Here is a 15,978-nt window from a genome sequence, read left to right as displayed (position 1 = left end):
AATTCTTAGAATTTAAGGCCTGCTTCGCGAGCGCCTTCAGCCAATGATTTTACATTACCATGGTAAAGGTATCCAGAACGGTCAAACACCACTTGTGAAATACCCATCTCGATAGCTTTTGCTCCTATTTCTTTACCAACCTGATTGGACACAGAAATATTAGCGTTAGTTGCACCATCAAGCTTCACAGAAGAGGCAGCCACCAAAGTTTTTCCTGTAGTGTCATCGATCAGCTGCGCATAGATAGCTTTGTTGCTTCTAAAAACAGATAATCTTGGTCTGGCGGAAGTACCAGAAATCTTGTTTCTGATACTTCTCTTAATTCTAAGTCTTCTTGATACTTTATTAACAGACATGATGATGATTATTTAGACGCTGTCTTACCAGCTTTTCTTCTTACAACTTCACCCACAAAACGGATACCTTTACCTTTGTAAGGCTCTACTTTACGGAGTGATCTGATTTTAGCAGCTACTTGACCGATCAGTTGCTTGTCATTGCTTTCAAGCGTGATAACTGGTGCTTTACCTTTCTCAGTTACTGCTGTAGCAGAAACTTCTTCAGGCATAGTCATGAAGATATTGTGTGAGTATCCAAGAGCAAGTTCCAAAACGTTACCTTGAACGGTTGCTTTGTAACCTACACCTACTAACTCCAGCTGCTCCTTATAGCCTTCACTTACACCTACAACCATGTTGTTGATCAGTGAACGGTAAAGACCGTGCATAGCTTTATGACGCTTCTGCTCAGTAGGACGCTCAACCACAATCTGATTGTCTTCCTGCTTTACAATAATGTCTTTATCTACTGGAGTTGTTAGGGATCCCTTAGGACCTTTTACAGTAACAACGTTGTCTTTTGCAACAGACATTTCTACGTTGTTTGGCAGAGTGATTGGCAATTTTCCTATACGTGACATTGTCTATCCTCCTATTAGTAAACGTAACATAATACCTCACCACCTACATTCAGTGATTTGGCTTCTTTTTCAGTCATTACACCTTTGGAAGTTGACAGAATAGCAATGCCTAATCCGTTCAGAACGCGTGGCAAGCTGTCATTTCCGGTATACTTACGAAGCCCTGGCTTACTTACCCTCTCAAGTTTCACAATAGCAGATTGCTTAGTGGTAGGGTTGTATTTCAGAGCGATCTTAATAGTACCTTGTACAGAGGAATCATCAAACTTATAGCTTTGAATGTATCCTTTTTCGTACAATACTTTTGTAATCTCTTTCTTGATATTGCTAGATGGTATTTCAACTACTCTGTGGTTTGCCTTGATGGCATTACGCACTCTAGTTAAATAATCTGCTATTGGATCTGAGTTCATTATGAATCACTTAAATCTTGAACGCTTTTTCTAAGCGAGCGGCAAAGATAAGAATATCTTTTCTTCTTTCTTAATATGTTAAGAAAAAATTACCAGCTCGATTTTGTTACACCAGGAATTTTACCCATAACAGCCAGTTCTCTGAACACTACACGTGAGATACCGAATTTTCTCATGTAACCACGTGGTCTTCCAGACAGCTTGCAACGGTTATGTAACCTTACTGGAGATGAATTCTTAGGAAGCTTATCAAGTCCTTCGTAATCTCCTTTAGCTTTAAGTTCAGCACGCTTCGCAGCGTACTTTGCTACTAACTTCTGTCTTTTAAGCTCTCTCGCTTTTACTGCTTCTTTAGCCATTTTTCTTATTTCTTAATATTAGTGAAAGGCATACCAAACGCTTTAAGCAACTCGTAGCTCTCCTCATCAGTCTGAGCAGTCGTTACGAAGGTAATATCCATACCACTAATGGCTTTAATTTTATCAATGCTGATCTCTGGGAAGATGATCTGCTCTTTTACACCAAGTGTATAGTTGCCACGACCATCAAAACCTTTATCACTAACACCTCTGAAGTCACGTACACGTGGTAGAGCAATTGTTAACAAACGGTCCATGAATTCGTACATACGCTCGCCTCTTAGTGTCACACGTGCACCAATTGGCATGCCTTCACGAAGCTTGAAGTTTGAAACTGACTTCTTAGCGATAGTTGCAACAGCTTTCTGACCTGTGATGGTAGTAAGCTCTTCAACACCGATGTCAACAAGTTTCTTGTCAGCTACTGCAGCACCGATACCTTTGTTAATAGAGATCTTTGTGATCTTAGGCACCTGCATTACGTTCTTGTACTGGAACTTCTCCTTCAGGGCAGGTATAACCTCCTTCTGATATTTTTCTTTAAATCTTGCAGTTGCCATATTAGATTACTTCTCCTGATTTTTTAGAATAACGCTCTGTTTTACCTTCGCTGTTTTTTCTTCTGCCAGCTTTAGTGGTTTCACCTGACTTAGGATCTACCAAAGCTACGTTGCTGGCATGAATAGGAGCTTCCATTTTAGAGATACCACCCTGAGGGTTCTTAGCGCTAGGCTTTGCATGCTTAGTCACCATATTGATTCCCTCAACTGTTACTCTTTGCTTCTCAATATTAACAGCAGTAATGCGGCCTGTCTTTCCGCGGTCATCACCGGCAATCACTTTTACTGTATCGCCAGTTTTTACATGAAGTTTTTTCTTATTCATCTTGATGTCTGAATTAATGATTAAAGAACTTCAGGTGCCAACGAAACAATTTTCATGAATTGCTTTTCACGAAGCTCACGTGCAACCGGTCCGAATATACGCGTACCACGTGGCTCGTTGTTAGCGTTCAGAAGCACAGCGGCATTATCATCGAAACGGATATATGAACCGTCTTTTCTTCTGATCTCTTTCTTTGTTCTTACAATAACTGCCTTAGAAACAGTTCCCTTTTTAACGTTACCAGAAGAAAGGGCTGATTTTACAGTTACAACGATTCTATCACCGATAGAAGCGTATTTCTTGCCTGTACCTCCTAAAACACGGATGCAAAGTACTTCTTTTGCTCCACTGTTGTCGGCTACGTTCAATCTTGATTCCTGCTGTATCATTTTATTTCGCCCTTTCTATAATTTCTACTAAACGCCAGTTCTTGTTCTTGCTGAGGGGACGTGTCTCCTGAATGCGAACGGTATCACCGATATTGCATTCATTATTTTCGTCGTGAGCCATAAATTTGGTGGACTTGCTAACGAATTTACCGTAAATCGGGTGCTTCATTCTGCTTTCCACTAACACAGTGATAGACTTGTCCATCTTGTTGCTAACAACCTTACCACTTCTTTCTTTTCTAAGATTTCTCTCTTCCATGATTTCTATTAAGTATTAAGAGTTAGCTTCAATTTCACGGCGACGAATTTCAGTATTCAGACGAGCAATTGCTTTTTTCGTCTCACGGATTTTCATCGGATTTTCCAACGGAGAGATAGCATGTGCAAAACGCAGGTTCTGCATGGTTGTTTGCTCCGTATTAAGCTTCTCTTTCAGCTCTTCTAAAGACAAAGCTTTAATCTCTGAATTTTTCATATACTATTTCTCAACGTAATCTCTACGTACTACAAACTTTGTTTTAACTGGCAGCTTCTGGGCAGCTAATCTAAGTGACTCTTTTGCCACTTCCATAGGAACACCATCTGATTCAAACATGATGGTACCTGGCTTAACTACGGCTACCCAATACTCAGGAGAACCTTTACCCTTACCCATACGAACCTCTGCAGGCTTTTTCGTAACTGGTTTGTCAGGGAAAATGCGAATCCATACCTGGCCTTCACGCTTCATTGCTCTTGTCATGGCGATACGAGCAGCTTCAATCTGGCGGCTTGTAATCCATGAAGCCTCCAGTGATTTGATCGCAAAAGAACCAAATGAAATAGTACTGCCTCTATGAGCCAGACCTTTCACGCGGCCTTTTTGCATTTTTCTATATTTAGTCCTTTTCGGCTGTAACATTTTCTAAAACTTAATAATGTTATCAATCAATTATTGGCGACGCTTACGCTTAGGAGCTCCGTCAGTTTTCTTGCGATCACCACGGCCTCTTCTATCGCCACCCTGTGCACCTGCTCCACCTTTAGTATCCATGTCAGCATTCGGAGTAAGGTCTTTTTTACCGTAAACCTCTCCTTTGAAGATCCATACTTTAATACCTAGCTTACCATATACAGTCTGAGCTTCAGACAATGCATAATCGATATCAGCACGAAGTGTGTGCAGAGGAGTTCTGCCTTCTTTGTAGTGCTCAGTTCTTGCCATTTCAGCACCGCCTAGACGACCTGAAACCTGAACTTTGATACCTTCAGCACCAACACGCAGCGCAGAAGCAATGGCTTGCTTCATCGCACGACGGAAAGAGATACGGGCCTGCAGCTGCTGAGCGATAGACTCACCTACCAGCTTTGCATCAAGCTCTGGACGCTTAATTTCAAAAATGTTGATCTGAACATCTTTGTTAGTAAGTTTCTTAAGCTCTTCCTTGATCTTATCTACTTCCTGTCCGCCTTTACCGATTACTACACCAGGTCTGGCAGTGTTGATAGTGATAGTGATGCGCTTTAGGGTTCTTTCAATGATAATTTTAGAAATACCACCTTTAGGAATACGCGCTAAAATATACTTTCTGATTTTCTCGTCTTCAACCAGTTTCTCAGCGAAATCTTTGCCACCATACCAGTTAGAATCCCAACCTTTGATAACTCCTAGGCGAAAACCGATCGGATTTACTTTCTGTCCCATGTTCTTACTTATTGGCTTTTTTAGATTTCTTTGATTGCTGTTGCTCAAGTTGCTCTTCAGTCATGCTGTCTATTACAAGAGTCACATGATTAGATCTTTTTCTGATTCTGTAACCACGACCCTGTGGTGCAGGACGCAGACGCTTCAGCATCTTACCTTCATCTACAAAGATCTCTTTGATATAAAGATTGGCATCTTCTATGCGAGCATCTTCATTCTTCTGCTGCCAGTTAGAAAGAGCTGATAAAAGGAGCTTTTCAATTCTTGCAGCACCTGAGTTTGCTTCGAATTTCAATAATCCAAGGGCTTTGTTCACGCTCTTGCCGCGTACCAGACCTGCTACTAATCGCATTTTGCGAGGAGAAGTAGGTACGTTTTTAAGTCTTGCTACTGCTTCCATTTTATCGCTTGCCTTTATCTTTTTTAGCAATATGACCTCTAAAGTTTCTGGTTGGGGCAAACTCTCCAAGTTTGTGACCTACCATGTTCTCAGTCACATAAACAGGAATGAATTTATTTCCGTTATGAACTGCGAATGTGTGACCTACGAAATCCGGAGAAATCATGGATCTGCGTGACCAAGTCTTGATAACAGTCTTCTTACCAGACTCGTTCATCACGTCTACTTTCTTCTCGAGCCTATAGTCAATATAAGGCCCTTTTTTTAATGATCTAGCCATTTACTATTTCTTTCCTCTATTAACTATAAGTTTCTCAGAATGCTTTTTCTTGCTGCGTGTCTTAAGACCTTTAGCCAGCAAGCCTTTGCGTGAACGTGGGTGACCGCCAGATGACTTACCTTCACCACCACCCATAGGGTGATCGACAGGGTTCATAGCAACACCACGTACTCTTGGACGCTTACCTAACCATCTGTTACGACCGGCCTTACCGATCTTAACATTCATATGATCAGAGTTAGAAACTGTTCCTACAGTTGCGTAGCAATTTACAAGCACCATGCGAAGTTCACCAGATGGCAACTTGATAGTTGCATAGCGACCTTCTCTTGCAACCAGCTGTGCATAAGAACCTGCGCTTCTGGCAAGTGTTGCACCTTGGCCAGGCTGCAATTCGATGTTGTGAATGATAGTACCTAGAGGAATGTCAGATAAAGGAAGACAGTTACCTACTTCTGGTGCATTACCTGGTCCTGAAACTATCTCAGTTCCCACCTGGATTCCAGATGGAGCAATGATATAGCTTTTCTCACCGTCTGCATAATAAAGCAGGGCAATACGAGCGGTTCTGTTTGGATCGTACTCAATTGTTTTAACCGTAGCTGGCACACCGTGCTTCGTACGCTTAAAGTCAATCACTCTGTACTTCTGCTTATGACCACCGCCCATATAGCGCATAGTCATTTTACCTGAGTTGTTGCGTCCACCAGATTTTTTACTAGGTGCCAACAAAGATTTCTCTGGAGTAGCCGTCGTGATCTCATCGAACGCTGGCGCTACACGGAATCTTTGACCTGGTGTTGTTGGTCTTAACTTCTTTAAAGCCATTGTTATTTAATTAAATGCTGCTGTAAAAGTCGATTACTTCACCCTCTTTCAGGGTAACGATTGCTTTTTTCTTAGAAGATGTACGGCCAGTTACAGCGCCAGACTTAGTATACTTGCTCTTTACTTTGCCTTGCGTCTTCATGGTAGCTACCTTTTCTACAGTAACTCCGTAAAGCTTCTCAACTGCCTTTTTGATTTCTACTTTGTTGGCTTTGATGTTCACCTCGAAAGCATACTTTCCAACCTCGTTCATGGCAGCGAATTTTTCCGTCAGAAGCGGTTTTTTCAGGATCATAATATTATGCGCTTAGGAGGTTTTCAATAATGTTAACTGAATCTTCAACCAGCAATACACGGTCTGTATTCAACAGGTCGTATGTATTCAAATCGCTAGCTGTAGAAATCTTCACCTTGTTCAGGTTGCGGCCGGAAAGAACAACATTCTTATCAACTGCTGGCAGCACTAGTAAAGTTTTACCTTCTACCTTCAGGTTGCTCAGCATGCTTTTGAATTCTTTCGTCTTCGGAGCTTCAAATGTAAAAGACTCAACTAAAGAAACTTTATTGTCTTTCACTAGCAATGAAAGAGCAGAAGCACGAGCAACTTCCTTAAGCTTTTTGTTAAGCTTAAAGCTGTAGTTTCTTGGTCTTGGTCCGAATACTCTACCACCACCTACAAAAAGAGGAGCTTTCAAGCTACCTGCACGAGCTCCACCAGTACCTTTTTGCTTTTTGATCTTCTTAGTAGATCCAGCTACTTCGTTTCTTTCTTTGGACTTGTGCGTACCTTGTCTCTGATTAGCCAGGTACTGCTTTACGTCAAGATACATTGCATGCTCGTTCGGTGTAGCACCAAACACAGCATCAGAAAGTGTTACCTTTCTACCTGTATCCTCACCTTTAATATTCAATACAGAAAGCTCCATTTTTATTTCTCAATTAACACGTAAGAATTCTTGGCACCTGGAACAGAGCCACTAACTACTAACAGATTTTTGTCTGCGATTACACGAACCACTGTTAAGTTCTGTATCTTAACTCGGTTACCGCCCATACGACCGGCCATGCGCATACCTTTGAATACTCTTGATGGCCAAGAGCACGCACCAATTGAACCAGGGTGTCTTGCTCTGTTGTGCTGACCGTGTGTCTGGCCACCTACACCGGCAAAGTTGTGACGCTTAACTACGCCCTGAAAACCTTTACCTTTTGATGTACCCACTACGTCAACATACTCTCCTTCTTCGAACAGATTCACATCTACTGTATCACCAAGATTCAGAGATATTCCTTCTACATCGAATTCAGCAACTTTTTTCTTGGCTGTCGTATTAGCTTTTTTGTAATGTCCAGCTTCTGCTTTCGTTACTCTTTTAAGCTTTTTGTCGCCGTAGCCAAGCTGCACCGCTGCGTAGCCATCAGTCTCAACCGTCTTCACTTGAGTAACTACACATGGTCCTGCTTGAATAAGCGTAACTGGCGTGTATTTACCATCTGTAGTGAAGAGGCTTGTCATTCCGATTTTTTTACCGATAATTCCAGGCATTCAACTTGTTTTTTTAAAAGATGGATATAATGATTTTATCCCACAGCTCTCGCTAAGGGAGTGCAAAGTTAATAAAATTTAAAATGCTTTAGCAACTTTTGTCTAAAATATTATTAATCAGCGCATAAAAAAAGAGAACCCGAAGGTTCTCTTTTTAATAATCGATCTGTTCTTATCAAACTTTGATCTCAACATCCACACCGCTAGGAAGTTCTAACTTCATCAGGGCGTCTACTGTTTTAGAGCTTGTAGAGTAGATATCAACTAGACGCTTGTAAGTGCAAAGCTGAAACTGCTCTCTTGATTTCTTGTTCACGTGTGGTGAACGAAGAACTGTGAATTTATCCTTCTCTGTAGGAAGAGGAATAGGACCGCTTACGATAGCTCCAGTAGCCTTTACAGCTTTTACAATCTTCTCAGAAGATTTATCTACCAGGTTATGGTCGTAAGACTTAAGCTTAATTCTAATTTTCTGATTCATTATCTTTTACTACTATTTAGCTGCAGTTCCTTTTAATTTAGCAATGATGCCATCGGCCAGGTTTTGTGGTACTTGCTCGTAATGAGAGAAAGTAAGAGAAGCAGTTGCTCTACCTGAAGTAATGGTACGAAGGTCAGTTACGTAACCAAACAGTTCTGAAAGCGGAACGTCTGCTTTCACTACTGTAGATGTTCCTTTCGTATCCATACCTTTCATGATACCTCTTCTTCTGTTCAAGTCTCCAGTTACAGGACCTGTGTACTCATCCGGAGTAACTACATCAACTGCCATGATTGGCTCAAGTAGTTTCGGAGCACACTGCTTACCTGCTTCTTTGAAGCCCTGACGTGCAGCCAGTTCAAAAGAAAGTGAGTCAGAGTCAACGTCGTGGAATGAACCGTGGAATAGACGAACTTTCATAGAGTCGATCGGGAAGCCAGCCAGAATACCATTCTTCATTGCTTCTTCAAAACCTTTCTGAATTGCCGGGATGAATTCTCTCGGAATTACACCACCCACAATTGCGTTTTCGAACTCCAGTCCTTGCTTGCCATCTTCACGTGGTCCCATTGTGAACACGATGTCGGCAAACTTACCACGACCACCTGACTGCTTCTTGAACACTTCTCTGTGCTCAACTGCTTTCGTGATAGTTTCTTTGTAAGCTACTTGTGGAGCACCCTGGTTCAGTTCAACCTTGAATTCGCGCTTCATACGGTCGATGATGATCTCCAGGTGAAGCTCACCCATACCTCTAAGGATCGTCTGACCAGTTTCCTCGTCAGTATTTACCTGAAGGGTTGGATCTTCCTCAACAAGTTTGGCAATTGCCATACCCATTTTATCAGAGTCAGCCTGTGTTTTTGGCTCAATCGCATAGCCAATTACTGGCTCAGGGAATTCCATTGACTCAAGAACAATCTTAGATTCCTGAGCGCAAAGAGTATCACCTGTTTTGATATCCTTGAAACCTACTACCGCAGCAATATCACCAGCTTGCAGTTTATCAATCTGGATCTGCTTGTTAGCATGCATTTGGAAAATACGGGAGATACGCTCCTTATTTCCTGAACGCGAGTTATATACATACGAACCTGAATCAAGTACACCTGAATAGGCACGTACGAAGCATAGACGGCCTACGTAAGGGTCCGTTGCAATTTTGAAGGCAAGTCCTGCGAAAGGATCAGACTCAGATGGCTTTCTCGCCACTTCTGCACCCGTGTCAGGGTTAGTGCCGATAATGCTTTCTTTGTCTACTGGTGATGGAAGCAAAGCCATCACATAGTCTAGCATTGTCTGTACACCTTTGTTCTTGAAAGAAGAACCACACAACATAGGCACAATAGCCATGTCGATTGTAGCAGCACGAAGAGCAGCCAGAATTTCAGCTTCAGTAATTGAGTTTGGATCTTCGAAGTATTTCTCCATCAAAGACTCATCATACTCAGCTACCGCCTCCAGAAGTTTCTCTCTATATTCTTCTGCTTCTTCCATCATATCGTCTGGAATAGGAACTTCAGTAAAGGTCATACCTTTATCGCTTTCGTTCCAAACAATACCTCTGAAGTTTACCAGGTCAACAACTCCTTTGAAGTTGTCTTCAGAACCGATTGGCAACTGAAGTGCTACAGCATTGCTGCCCAACATTTCTTTCACCTGACGGCAAACGTTAAGGAAGTCAGCACCAGAACGGTCCATCTTATTAACGAAACCGATACGTGCTACTTTATAGTTGTCGGCAAGTCTCCAGTTAGTTTCTGACTGAGGCTCTACACCATCAACAGCACTGAAAAGGAACACTAGACCATCCAGTACGCGAAGTGAACGGTTTACTTCTACTGTAAAGTCAACGTGACCCGGAGTATCGATGATGTTGATATGATAATCGTTACCTCTGTATGGCCAGTTTACTGTTACAGCGGCAGAGGTAATAGTAATACCACGCTCCTGCTCTTGTTCCATCCAGTCAGTAGTAGCTCCACCTTCGTGAACCTCACCTAGTTTGTGAGATTTACCTGTATAGTAAAGTATACGCTCTGTTGTCGTGGTCTTACCCGCATCGATGTGAGCGGCAATACCAATATTACGTGTGTATTTTAAGTCCCTTGCCATTAATTAAAATCTAAAGTGTGAGAATGCTTTGTTTGCCTCGGCCATTCTGTGCGTGTCGTCTTTCTTCTTCACGGCAGCACCTTCACCTTTTGCAGCTGCGATAATCTCACCAGCTAATTTGTCTTTCATTGTTTTCTCACCTCTCTTACGAGCGTAAGAAATCATCCACTTGATACCAAGAGATACTCTGCGGTCCGGACGAACCTCAGTCGGCACTTGGAAAGTAGCACCACCTACGCGGCGGCTTTTTACCTCTACGCTTGGCATAACATTGTTCAATGCTTTCTTCCAAGTCTCAAGGCCGTTCTCTTTCGTTCTTTGCTCTACTAATTCTACAGCATCATAGAAGATACCATAAGCAATACTTTTCTTACCATCTTCCATCAGATAGTTTACGAAACGTGTTACTAAGGTCTCTTTGAATTTTGGATCAGGAAGGAGAACTCTACTTTTAGGCTTTGCTTTTCTCATTGTAATATAATTCTATCAATTATTTTTTCTTACCACCTTTACCTGCAGCAGCGGCTGGCTGGCCTGGCTTAGGTCTCTTAGCACCGTACTTCGAACGTGACTGCAAACGGCCGTTAACTCCGGCTGTATCCAGTGCACCGCGTACGATGTGATAACGAACACCTGGAAGGTCTTTCACTCTACCACCTCTGATAAGCACAATAGAGTGCTCCTGAAGGTTGTGACCTTCACCTGGGATATAAGCGTTCACTTCCTTACCGTTCGTAAGTCTAACCCTAGCTACTTTACGCATAGCTGAGTTTGGCTTCTTAGGAGTGGTTGTATACACTCTTGTACATACACCACGACGTTGTGGGCATGAATCTAGGGCTGGAGACTTCGACTTTGAAGTTAACTTCTCTCTTCCCTTTCTTACTAATTGCTGTATAGTAGGCATTTATAATTTGTTAATTATAGATATTTTTCACTCTAAAATTTGGTCTGCAAAGGTAGGAAAACCATTTTGCAAATTCAAAATTTTAATTCATTAATTATTAGCACCTTAGGCTTCGCCTACTGTTCCTCCAAAGTTCATTGGGAAAGATGGTGCTTCATTTGCCGGTTTAATTTCCCCAAAGCTGCTTTCAAATTTTTGAATGTTATCGGCCAGAGCCGCCAATAATCTCTTGGCATGCTCTGGCGTGATAACTATTCTTGATTTCACTTTTGCTTTAGGTAATCCTGGCATCAGTCTTATAAAATCAATCACAAACTCGCCACTCGAATGGGCTATCATTGCCAGATTGGCATATTCCCCCTCTGCTATCTCTTCAGATAACTCAATGTTTATTTGATTTTGATTTTTCAGTTCCTCTGCCATACCTGCTTATCTATTGTTCTGTAGTTCCTGCTGCTTGGCGCGGCTTCCAACTCCAGACTTTTTTGATTCTACCAATGAATCGTATTCTTCCTGGCTTCCAACAATCAGGTTTTGGTAATCGCGCAGACCTGTACCAGCCGGGATCAGGTGACCAACGATCACGTTTTCCTTCAGACCTAACAGTTCATCTGCTTTACCTTTGATTGCTGCTTCGCTCAGTACTTTCGTAGTTTCCTGGAACGACGCTGCAGAAATAAAGCTTTGTGTACCCAATGAAGCCTGTGTAATACCTTGCAAAGTTGGACGCGAAACGGCTGGAGATGCATCACGCACAGTCACCAGTTTCAAGTCACGACGCTTCAGGCTTGAGTTTTCGTCACGCAGTCTTCTGGCTGTTACAATCTGACCTGGTTTCAGGTTAGTTGAGTCACCTGCTTCTTCAACCACTTTCATATCGATGATGCGGTCGTTTTCTTCCATGAAGTTGATTTTGTCAACAACCTGGTGCTCCAAGAAGCTTGTATCACCTGCGTCGATGATCACAACTTTTTGCATCATCTGGCGAACTACTACCTCGATGTGCTTATCGTTGATCTTCACACCCTGCAGACGGTATACTTCCTGAATCTCATTAACCAAGTACTCTTGTACTGCACCAGGACCCTGAATATTCAGAATGTCTGTTGGTGTAATAGCTCCATCTGATAGTGGCATACCTGCACGAACAAAGTCATTGTCCTGTACCAAGATGTGCTTAGAAAGTGGCACCATGTACTTCTTCTTCACGCCGTCTTTCGACTCAATGAAGATTTCGCGGTTACCACGCTTCACGCTACCATAGGTTACTACACCATCAATTTCTGAAACAACTGCTGGGTTAGAAGGGTTACGCGCTTCAAATAGTTCAGTCACACGTGGCAGACCACCTGTAATATCGCGTGTTTTACCAATCGCACGAGGAATTTTTACCAGGATTTGACCTGCTTTGATTTTCTCGCCGTTCTCAACTGTCAAGTGAGCTCCTACTGGAATGTTATAGCCTTTCGACTCACCACTCTTAGGATTAACTATGATAGCCGGGTTTTGTGTCTTATCTTTTGTATCGATAATTACTTTCTCACGGTATCCTGTCTGCTCATCAGACTCTTCACGATATGTTATACCTTCAATGATGGATTCGTATGCAATCTCACCGTCAAATTCAGAAAGAATAACTGCGTTATATGGATCCCACATACACAGTTGGTCACCTTTTTCTACAACCTGTCCATCATTCACGGTAATGAATGAACCATAAGGTACGTGGTTGCTGATTAGCAATTTGCCTGTAGCAGGATCAACGATCTTCACCTCTCCTGAACGACCCATTACTACTTTTACTGGCTCACCTTCATTGTTGATTGTTTCGATCGTACGAACATCTTCGAATTCGATTTTACCTGCGAATTTCGCACGGATCATAGCATCTACAGCAATGTTTGATGCTGTACCACCTACGTGGAATGTACGAAGTGTCAGCTGCGTACCAGGCTCACCGATCGACTGTGCAGCAATTACACCAACAGCCTCACCTTTCTGCACCATAAAGCCTGTTGCCAGGTTACGGCCATAGCACTTAGCACAGATACCGCGCTTGGATTCGCAAGTCAGTACTGAACGAATCTCTACTGTCTCGATCGCAGTGTTCTCTATAGCACGTGCTACTTCCTCTGTTACTTCTGAGCCTGACTCTACAATCAGTTCGTTTGTAATCGGATCGTATACATCATGTACAGTTACACGGCCCAGGATACGCTCAGAAAGCGACTCCACGATATCTTCATTATCCTTCAGTGCACTCACTTCCAGACCTCTCAGTGTACCGCAGTCCTCCTCGTTCACGATTACGTCCTGCGATACGTCTACCAGACGACGTGTCAGGTAACCAGCATCCGCAGTCTTAAGAGCTGTATCGGCTAGACCTTTACGAGCACCGTGTGTAGAGATGAAGTACTCGATTACATCCAGGCCTTCCTTAAAGTTAGAAAGGATCGGATTTTCGATAATCTCACCTACTGAGCCTTGCAATGATTTCTGAGGCTTTGCCATCAGACCACGCATACCACCCAACTGACGAATCTGCTCTCTCGAACCACGAGCACCTGAGTGCATCATCATGAAGATCGAGTTGAAGCCCTGATCATCATTCTCCAGACGGCGCATCAACGTTTCAGTGATCTGGTTGTTGATACGAGTCCAGATATCAATTACCTGGTTGTAACGTTCGTTGTCAGTGATCAGACCCATCGAGTAGTTCTGCCATACAGCATCTACATCCTTCTTAGCCTGAGCTACCAGGATGTCTTTCTCTGCTGGAATCTGGATATCGCCCAGACCCATTGACAGACCGCCTTTGTAAGCAGACTGGAAACCTAGTGTTTTGATATCATCCAGGAAGTGGGCTGTACGAGCCATACCTGTTTCCTTGAATACGCGAGAGATGATCTGCTGAAGTTTCTTCTTCGTTAACAGCTCGTCGATGTATCCAACTTCTTCCGGAACAAACTGGTTGAAGATCACGCGACCGGCAACTGTCTCGATCAATTTTGTCTCGAGTTCGCCTTTTTCGTTCTTAACCTTAGTTCTTACTTTAATATAGGCCTGCTTAGACAGACGACCTTCGTTGATAGCAATAATTACTTCCTCCGCAGAGTAGAAGCTCATGCCTTCACCAGGTATATGTTCGTTTTCTGTGCTTCGCTTTCCTTTAGATACATAGTATAGACCAAGTACCATGTCCTGAGAAGGTACTGCAATAGGAGCACCGTTAGCAGGGTTCAGGATGTTGTGCGAAGCAAGCATTAGCATAGAGGCTTCCAGTACAGCAGCAGGTCCGAGTGGAACGTGTACCGCCATCTGGTCACCGTCAAAGTCGGCGTTGAATGCCGTACACACCAGTGGGTGCAGCTGGATCGCCTTACCTTCGATCAGTTTCGGCTGGAATGCCTGTATACCTAGTCTGTGGAGGGTAGGTGCACGGTTAAGGAGTACTGGGTGGCCTTTCAGCACATTCTCCAGGATATCCCAAACAACAGGATCCTTACGGTCTACTATTTTCTTAGCAGACTTCACAGTCTTCACAATACCTCTTTCGATAAGCTTGCGGATAATGAACGGCTTGAAGAGTTCAGCTGCCATGTTCTTAGGCAGACCGCACTCATGCAGTTTCAGTTCAGGACCAACTACAATTACCGAACGGCCAGAGTAGTCAACACGCTTACCAAGCAAGTTCTGACGGAAACGTCCCTGCTTACCTTTCAGCATGTCAGATAGAGACTTCAGCGCACGGTTACCTTCTGCACGAACAGCGTTCACTTTACGTGAGTTGTCGAACAGGGAGTCAACTGCTTCCTGCAGCATACGCTTCTCGTTACGAAGAATTACTTCAGGAGCTTTGATCTCGATCAGACGCTTCAGACGATTGTTACGGATAATAACACGACGGTAAAGGTCGTTCAAATCCGAAGTCGCGAAACGGCCACCATCCAAAGGAACTAGTGGACGAAGCTCTGGTGGAATAACAGGCACCATACGGATGATCATCCACTCTGGTCTGTTTTCAATTCTTGTTGTAGCATCACGGAATGCCTCTACTACACGAAGACGCTTTAAGGCCTCAGCTTTACGCTGCTGCGACGTTTCGTGAGCGGCAGCGTGACGAAGCTCGTACGACAGGTCGTCCAGGTTCGTACGCTCCAACAGCATCTGCAATGCCTCAGCACCCATCTTTGCGATGAACTTGTTTGGATCGTTGTTATCCAACATCTGGTTCTCACGTGGGAGCTTGTCAATCATATCCAGGTATTCATCTTCGGTCAGGAAGTCCAATGTGTTCACACCGTCTTCTGCCAAAATACCTGGCTGGATTACTACATATCTTTCATAGTAGATGATCTGATCAAGCTTCTTGGTTGGTAAGCCTAACAGATAACCGATTTTGTTCGGAAGAGATTTGAAGTACCAGATATGCGCTACAGGAACTACCAGTTCGATGTGGCCCATGCGCTCGCGACGCACTTTCTTTTCAGTAACCTCTACACCGCAACGGTCGCAGATGATACCTTTATATCTGATTCTCTTATACTTTCCGCAGTGGCATTCCCAGTCCTTTACAGGTCCGAATATTCTTTCGCAGAATAGACCACCCATCTCAGGCTTATAGGTTCTATAGTTGATTGTCTCAGGCTTTGTAACCTCGCCATTTGATCTCTCCAGAATCGACTCTGGAGAAGCCAGGCTTATCGTTACTTTGGAGAAGTCCTGAGTTAGCTTTTTGTTTTTTGCAAATGCCATATTATTACAATAATGTC

General features: G+C 43.2%; 23 protein-coding genes. All 23 read right to left on the bottom strand.

The annotated features are described in order from the left end of the window. Positions 1-5: 5 nt before the first annotated feature. The 23 genes from rplR to rpoC all read right to left on the bottom strand — a co-directional run bounded on the left by rplR (position 6) and on the right by rpoC (position 15,961). Positions 6-356, bottom strand: a complete 351-nt coding sequence (rplR, locus tag Q1A54_RS02220; RefSeq protein WP_299984729.1) for a 50S ribosomal protein L18 — start codon at positions 354-356, stop codon at positions 6-8. An 8-nt stretch (positions 357-364) separates the two neighbouring features. Continuing rightward, positions 365-919: a 50S ribosomal protein L6 gene (rplF, locus tag Q1A54_RS02215; protein WP_196119968.1), complete on the bottom strand. Its 555-nt coding sequence runs from the start codon at positions 917-919 to the stop codon at positions 365-367. Positions 920-933: 14 nt separating this feature from the next. Continuing rightward, a complete protein-coding gene (rpsH, locus tag Q1A54_RS02210) occupies positions 934-1,332 on the bottom strand; it encodes a 30S ribosomal protein S8 (RefSeq protein ID WP_007654282.1) in 399 nt (132 codons plus the stop codon). Positions 1,333-1,421: 89 nt separating this feature from the next. After that, positions 1,422-1,691 carry a 30S ribosomal protein S14 gene (gene rpsN, locus Q1A54_RS02205; protein ID WP_007654283.1) on the bottom strand — a complete coding sequence of 90 codons (270 nt, stop codon included), beginning with the start codon at positions 1,689-1,691 and terminating at the stop codon, positions 1,422-1,424. Positions 1,692-1,696: 5 nt separating this feature from the next. After that, positions 1,697-2,251 carry a 50S ribosomal protein L5 gene (gene rplE / locus Q1A54_RS02200; RefSeq protein ID WP_196119970.1) on the bottom strand — a complete coding sequence of 185 codons (555 nt, stop codon included), beginning with the start codon at positions 2,249-2,251 and terminating at the stop codon, positions 1,697-1,699. A 1-nt stretch (position 2,252) separates the two neighbouring features. Next, positions 2,253-2,576, bottom strand: coding sequence for a 50S ribosomal protein L24 (gene rplX, locus Q1A54_RS02195; RefSeq protein WP_007654285.1), 324 nt, complete (start codon positions 2,574-2,576; stop codon positions 2,253-2,255). 20 nt (positions 2,577-2,596) lie between these two features. Then, positions 2,597-2,965, bottom strand: a complete 369-nt coding sequence (gene rplN / locus Q1A54_RS02190; protein ID WP_076420876.1) for a 50S ribosomal protein L14 — start codon at positions 2,963-2,965, stop codon at positions 2,597-2,599. A 1-nt stretch (position 2,966) separates the two neighbouring features. Beyond that, entirely contained in the window at positions 2,967-3,224 is a 258-nt protein-coding gene (gene rpsQ, locus Q1A54_RS02185; RefSeq protein ID WP_196119972.1) for a 30S ribosomal protein S17, read from the bottom strand. Positions 3,225-3,239: 15 nt separating this feature from the next. Continuing rightward, a complete protein-coding gene (rpmC, locus tag Q1A54_RS02180) occupies positions 3,240-3,440 on the bottom strand; it encodes a 50S ribosomal protein L29 (RefSeq protein ID WP_007654289.1) in 201 nt (66 codons plus the stop codon). Positions 3,441-3,443: 3 nt separating this feature from the next. Continuing rightward, entirely contained in the window at positions 3,444-3,866 is a 423-nt protein-coding gene (gene rplP, locus Q1A54_RS02175; protein WP_007654290.1) for a 50S ribosomal protein L16, read from the bottom strand. 30 nt (positions 3,867-3,896) lie between these two features. Further along, positions 3,897-4,649: a 30S ribosomal protein S3 gene (rpsC, locus tag Q1A54_RS02170; RefSeq protein ID WP_007654291.1), complete on the bottom strand. Its 753-nt coding sequence runs from the start codon at positions 4,647-4,649 to the stop codon at positions 3,897-3,899. Between the two features lie 4 nt (positions 4,650-4,653). Beyond that, complete coding sequence (gene rplV, locus Q1A54_RS02165) at positions 4,654-5,049, bottom strand: 50S ribosomal protein L22 (RefSeq protein WP_040573772.1); 396 nt, start codon at positions 5,047-5,049, stop codon at positions 4,654-4,656. A 1-nt stretch (position 5,050) separates the two neighbouring features. Further along, positions 5,051-5,329: a 30S ribosomal protein S19 gene (rpsS, locus tag Q1A54_RS02160; RefSeq protein WP_076420878.1), complete on the bottom strand. Its 279-nt coding sequence runs from the start codon at positions 5,327-5,329 to the stop codon at positions 5,051-5,053. Positions 5,330-5,332: 3 nt separating this feature from the next. Continuing rightward, a complete protein-coding gene (gene rplB, locus Q1A54_RS02155) occupies positions 5,333-6,157 on the bottom strand; it encodes a 50S ribosomal protein L2 (RefSeq protein ID WP_007654299.1) in 825 nt (274 codons plus the stop codon). A 10-nt stretch (positions 6,158-6,167) separates the two neighbouring features. Next, entirely contained in the window at positions 6,168-6,455 is a 288-nt protein-coding gene (gene rplW, locus Q1A54_RS02150) for a 50S ribosomal protein L23 (protein ID WP_040573765.1), read from the bottom strand. A 1-nt stretch (position 6,456) separates the two neighbouring features. Beyond that, the gene (gene rplD / locus Q1A54_RS02145; RefSeq protein WP_196119974.1) at positions 6,457-7,083 is read right to left on the bottom strand and encodes a 50S ribosomal protein L4; all 627 of its coding nucleotides are present in this window, start codon (positions 7,081-7,083) and stop codon (positions 6,457-6,459) included. Positions 7,084-7,085: 2 nt separating this feature from the next. After that, positions 7,086-7,703: a 50S ribosomal protein L3 gene (gene rplC, locus Q1A54_RS02140; protein WP_007654310.1), complete on the bottom strand. Its 618-nt coding sequence runs from the start codon at positions 7,701-7,703 to the stop codon at positions 7,086-7,088. A 175-nt stretch (positions 7,704-7,878) separates the two neighbouring features. Beyond that, entirely contained in the window at positions 7,879-8,184 is a 306-nt protein-coding gene (rpsJ, locus tag Q1A54_RS02135; RefSeq protein WP_007654312.1) for a 30S ribosomal protein S10, read from the bottom strand. Positions 8,185-8,196: 12 nt separating this feature from the next. Continuing rightward, positions 8,197-10,299 carry an elongation factor G gene (gene fusA / locus Q1A54_RS02130; RefSeq protein WP_196119979.1) on the bottom strand — a complete coding sequence of 701 codons (2,103 nt, stop codon included), beginning with the start codon at positions 10,297-10,299 and terminating at the stop codon, positions 8,197-8,199. A gap of 3 nt (positions 10,300-10,302) precedes the next feature. Next, positions 10,303-10,770 (bottom strand): 30S ribosomal protein S7, encoded by a 468-nt coding sequence (gene rpsG / locus Q1A54_RS02125; protein ID WP_007654316.1) that lies wholly within the window; start codon positions 10,768-10,770, stop codon positions 10,303-10,305. Between the two features lie 19 nt (positions 10,771-10,789). After that, complete coding sequence (gene rpsL, locus Q1A54_RS02120; protein WP_007654317.1) at positions 10,790-11,206, bottom strand: 30S ribosomal protein S12; 417 nt, start codon at positions 11,204-11,206, stop codon at positions 10,790-10,792. 105 nt (positions 11,207-11,311) lie between these two features. Continuing rightward, the gene (locus Q1A54_RS02115; protein WP_076420884.1) at positions 11,312-11,629 is read right to left on the bottom strand and encodes a DUF3467 domain-containing protein; all 318 of its coding nucleotides are present in this window, start codon (positions 11,627-11,629) and stop codon (positions 11,312-11,314) included. A 6-nt stretch (positions 11,630-11,635) separates the two neighbouring features. Further along, complete coding sequence (gene rpoC / locus Q1A54_RS02110) at positions 11,636-15,961, bottom strand: DNA-directed RNA polymerase subunit beta' (protein ID WP_196119981.1); 4,326 nt, start codon at positions 15,959-15,961, stop codon at positions 11,636-11,638. Between the last annotated feature and the right edge of the window lie 17 nt (positions 15,962-15,978).

Source organism: uncultured Pontibacter sp. (assembly GCF_947502515.1).
Lineage (GTDB): Bacteria > Bacteroidota > Bacteroidia > Cytophagales > Hymenobacteraceae > Pontibacter.
This window is presented reverse-complemented; position numbering and strand designations above follow the sequence as displayed.

Coding starts and splice junctions, on each gene's coding strand:
- fusA (WP_196119979.1), bottom strand. CDS start 10,299: ATGGCAAGGGACTTAAAATACACACGTAATATTGGTATTGCCGCTCAC.
- rpmC (WP_007654289.1), bottom strand. CDS start 3,440: ATGAAAAATTCAGAGATTAAAGCTTTGTCTTTAGAAGAGCTGAAAGAG.
- rplB (WP_007654299.1), bottom strand. CDS start 6,157: ATGGCTTTAAAGAAGTTAAGACCAACAACACCAGGTCAAAGATTCCGT.
- rplN (WP_076420876.1), bottom strand. CDS start 2,965: ATGATACAGCAGGAATCAAGATTGAACGTAGCCGACAACAGTGGAGCA.
- rpsJ (WP_007654312.1), bottom strand. CDS start 8,184: ATGAATCAGAAAATTAGAATTAAGCTTAAGTCTTACGACCATAACCTG.
- rpsS (WP_076420878.1), bottom strand. CDS start 5,329: ATGGCTAGATCATTAAAAAAAGGGCCTTATATTGACTATAGGCTCGAG.
- rplP (WP_007654290.1), bottom strand. CDS start 3,866: ATGTTACAGCCGAAAAGGACTAAATATAGAAAAATGCAAAAAGGCCGC.
- rpoC (WP_196119981.1), bottom strand. CDS start 15,961: ATGGCATTTGCAAAAAACAAAAAGCTAACTCAGGACTTCTCCAAAGTA.
- Q1A54_RS02115 (WP_076420884.1), bottom strand. CDS start 11,629: ATGGCAGAGGAACTGAAAAATCAAAATCAAATAAACATTGAGTTATCT.
- rplC (WP_007654310.1), bottom strand. CDS start 7,703: ATGCCTGGAATTATCGGTAAAAAAATCGGAATGACAAGCCTCTTCACT.
- rpsH (WP_007654282.1), bottom strand. CDS start 1,332: ATGAACTCAGATCCAATAGCAGATTATTTAACTAGAGTGCGTAATGCC.
- rpsL (WP_007654317.1), bottom strand. CDS start 11,206: ATGCCTACTATACAGCAATTAGTAAGAAAGGGAAGAGAGAAGTTAACT.
- rplR (WP_299984729.1), bottom strand. CDS start 356: ATGTCTGTTAATAAAGTATCAAGAAGACTTAGAATTAAGAGAAGTATC.
- rpsC (WP_007654291.1), bottom strand. CDS start 4,649: ATGGGACAGAAAGTAAATCCGATCGGTTTTCGCCTAGGAGTTATCAAA.
- rplX (WP_007654285.1), bottom strand. CDS start 2,576: ATGAATAAGAAAAAACTTCATGTAAAAACTGGCGATACAGTAAAAGTG.
- rplD (WP_196119974.1), bottom strand. CDS start 7,083: ATGGAGCTTTCTGTATTGAATATTAAAGGTGAGGATACAGGTAGAAAG.
- rplV (WP_040573772.1), bottom strand. CDS start 5,049: ATGGAAGCAGTAGCAAGACTTAAAAACGTACCTACTTCTCCTCGCAAA.
- rpsG (WP_007654316.1), bottom strand. CDS start 10,770: ATGAGAAAAGCAAAGCCTAAAAGTAGAGTTCTCCTTCCTGATCCAAAA.
- rpsQ (WP_196119972.1), bottom strand. CDS start 3,224: ATGGAAGAGAGAAATCTTAGAAAAGAAAGAAGTGGTAAGGTTGTTAGC.
- rplF (WP_196119968.1), bottom strand. CDS start 919: ATGTCACGTATAGGAAAATTGCCAATCACTCTGCCAAACAACGTAGAA.
- rplE (WP_196119970.1), bottom strand. CDS start 2,251: ATGGCAACTGCAAGATTTAAAGAAAAATATCAGAAGGAGGTTATACCT.
- rpsN (WP_007654283.1), bottom strand. CDS start 1,691: ATGGCTAAAGAAGCAGTAAAAGCGAGAGAGCTTAAAAGACAGAAGTTA.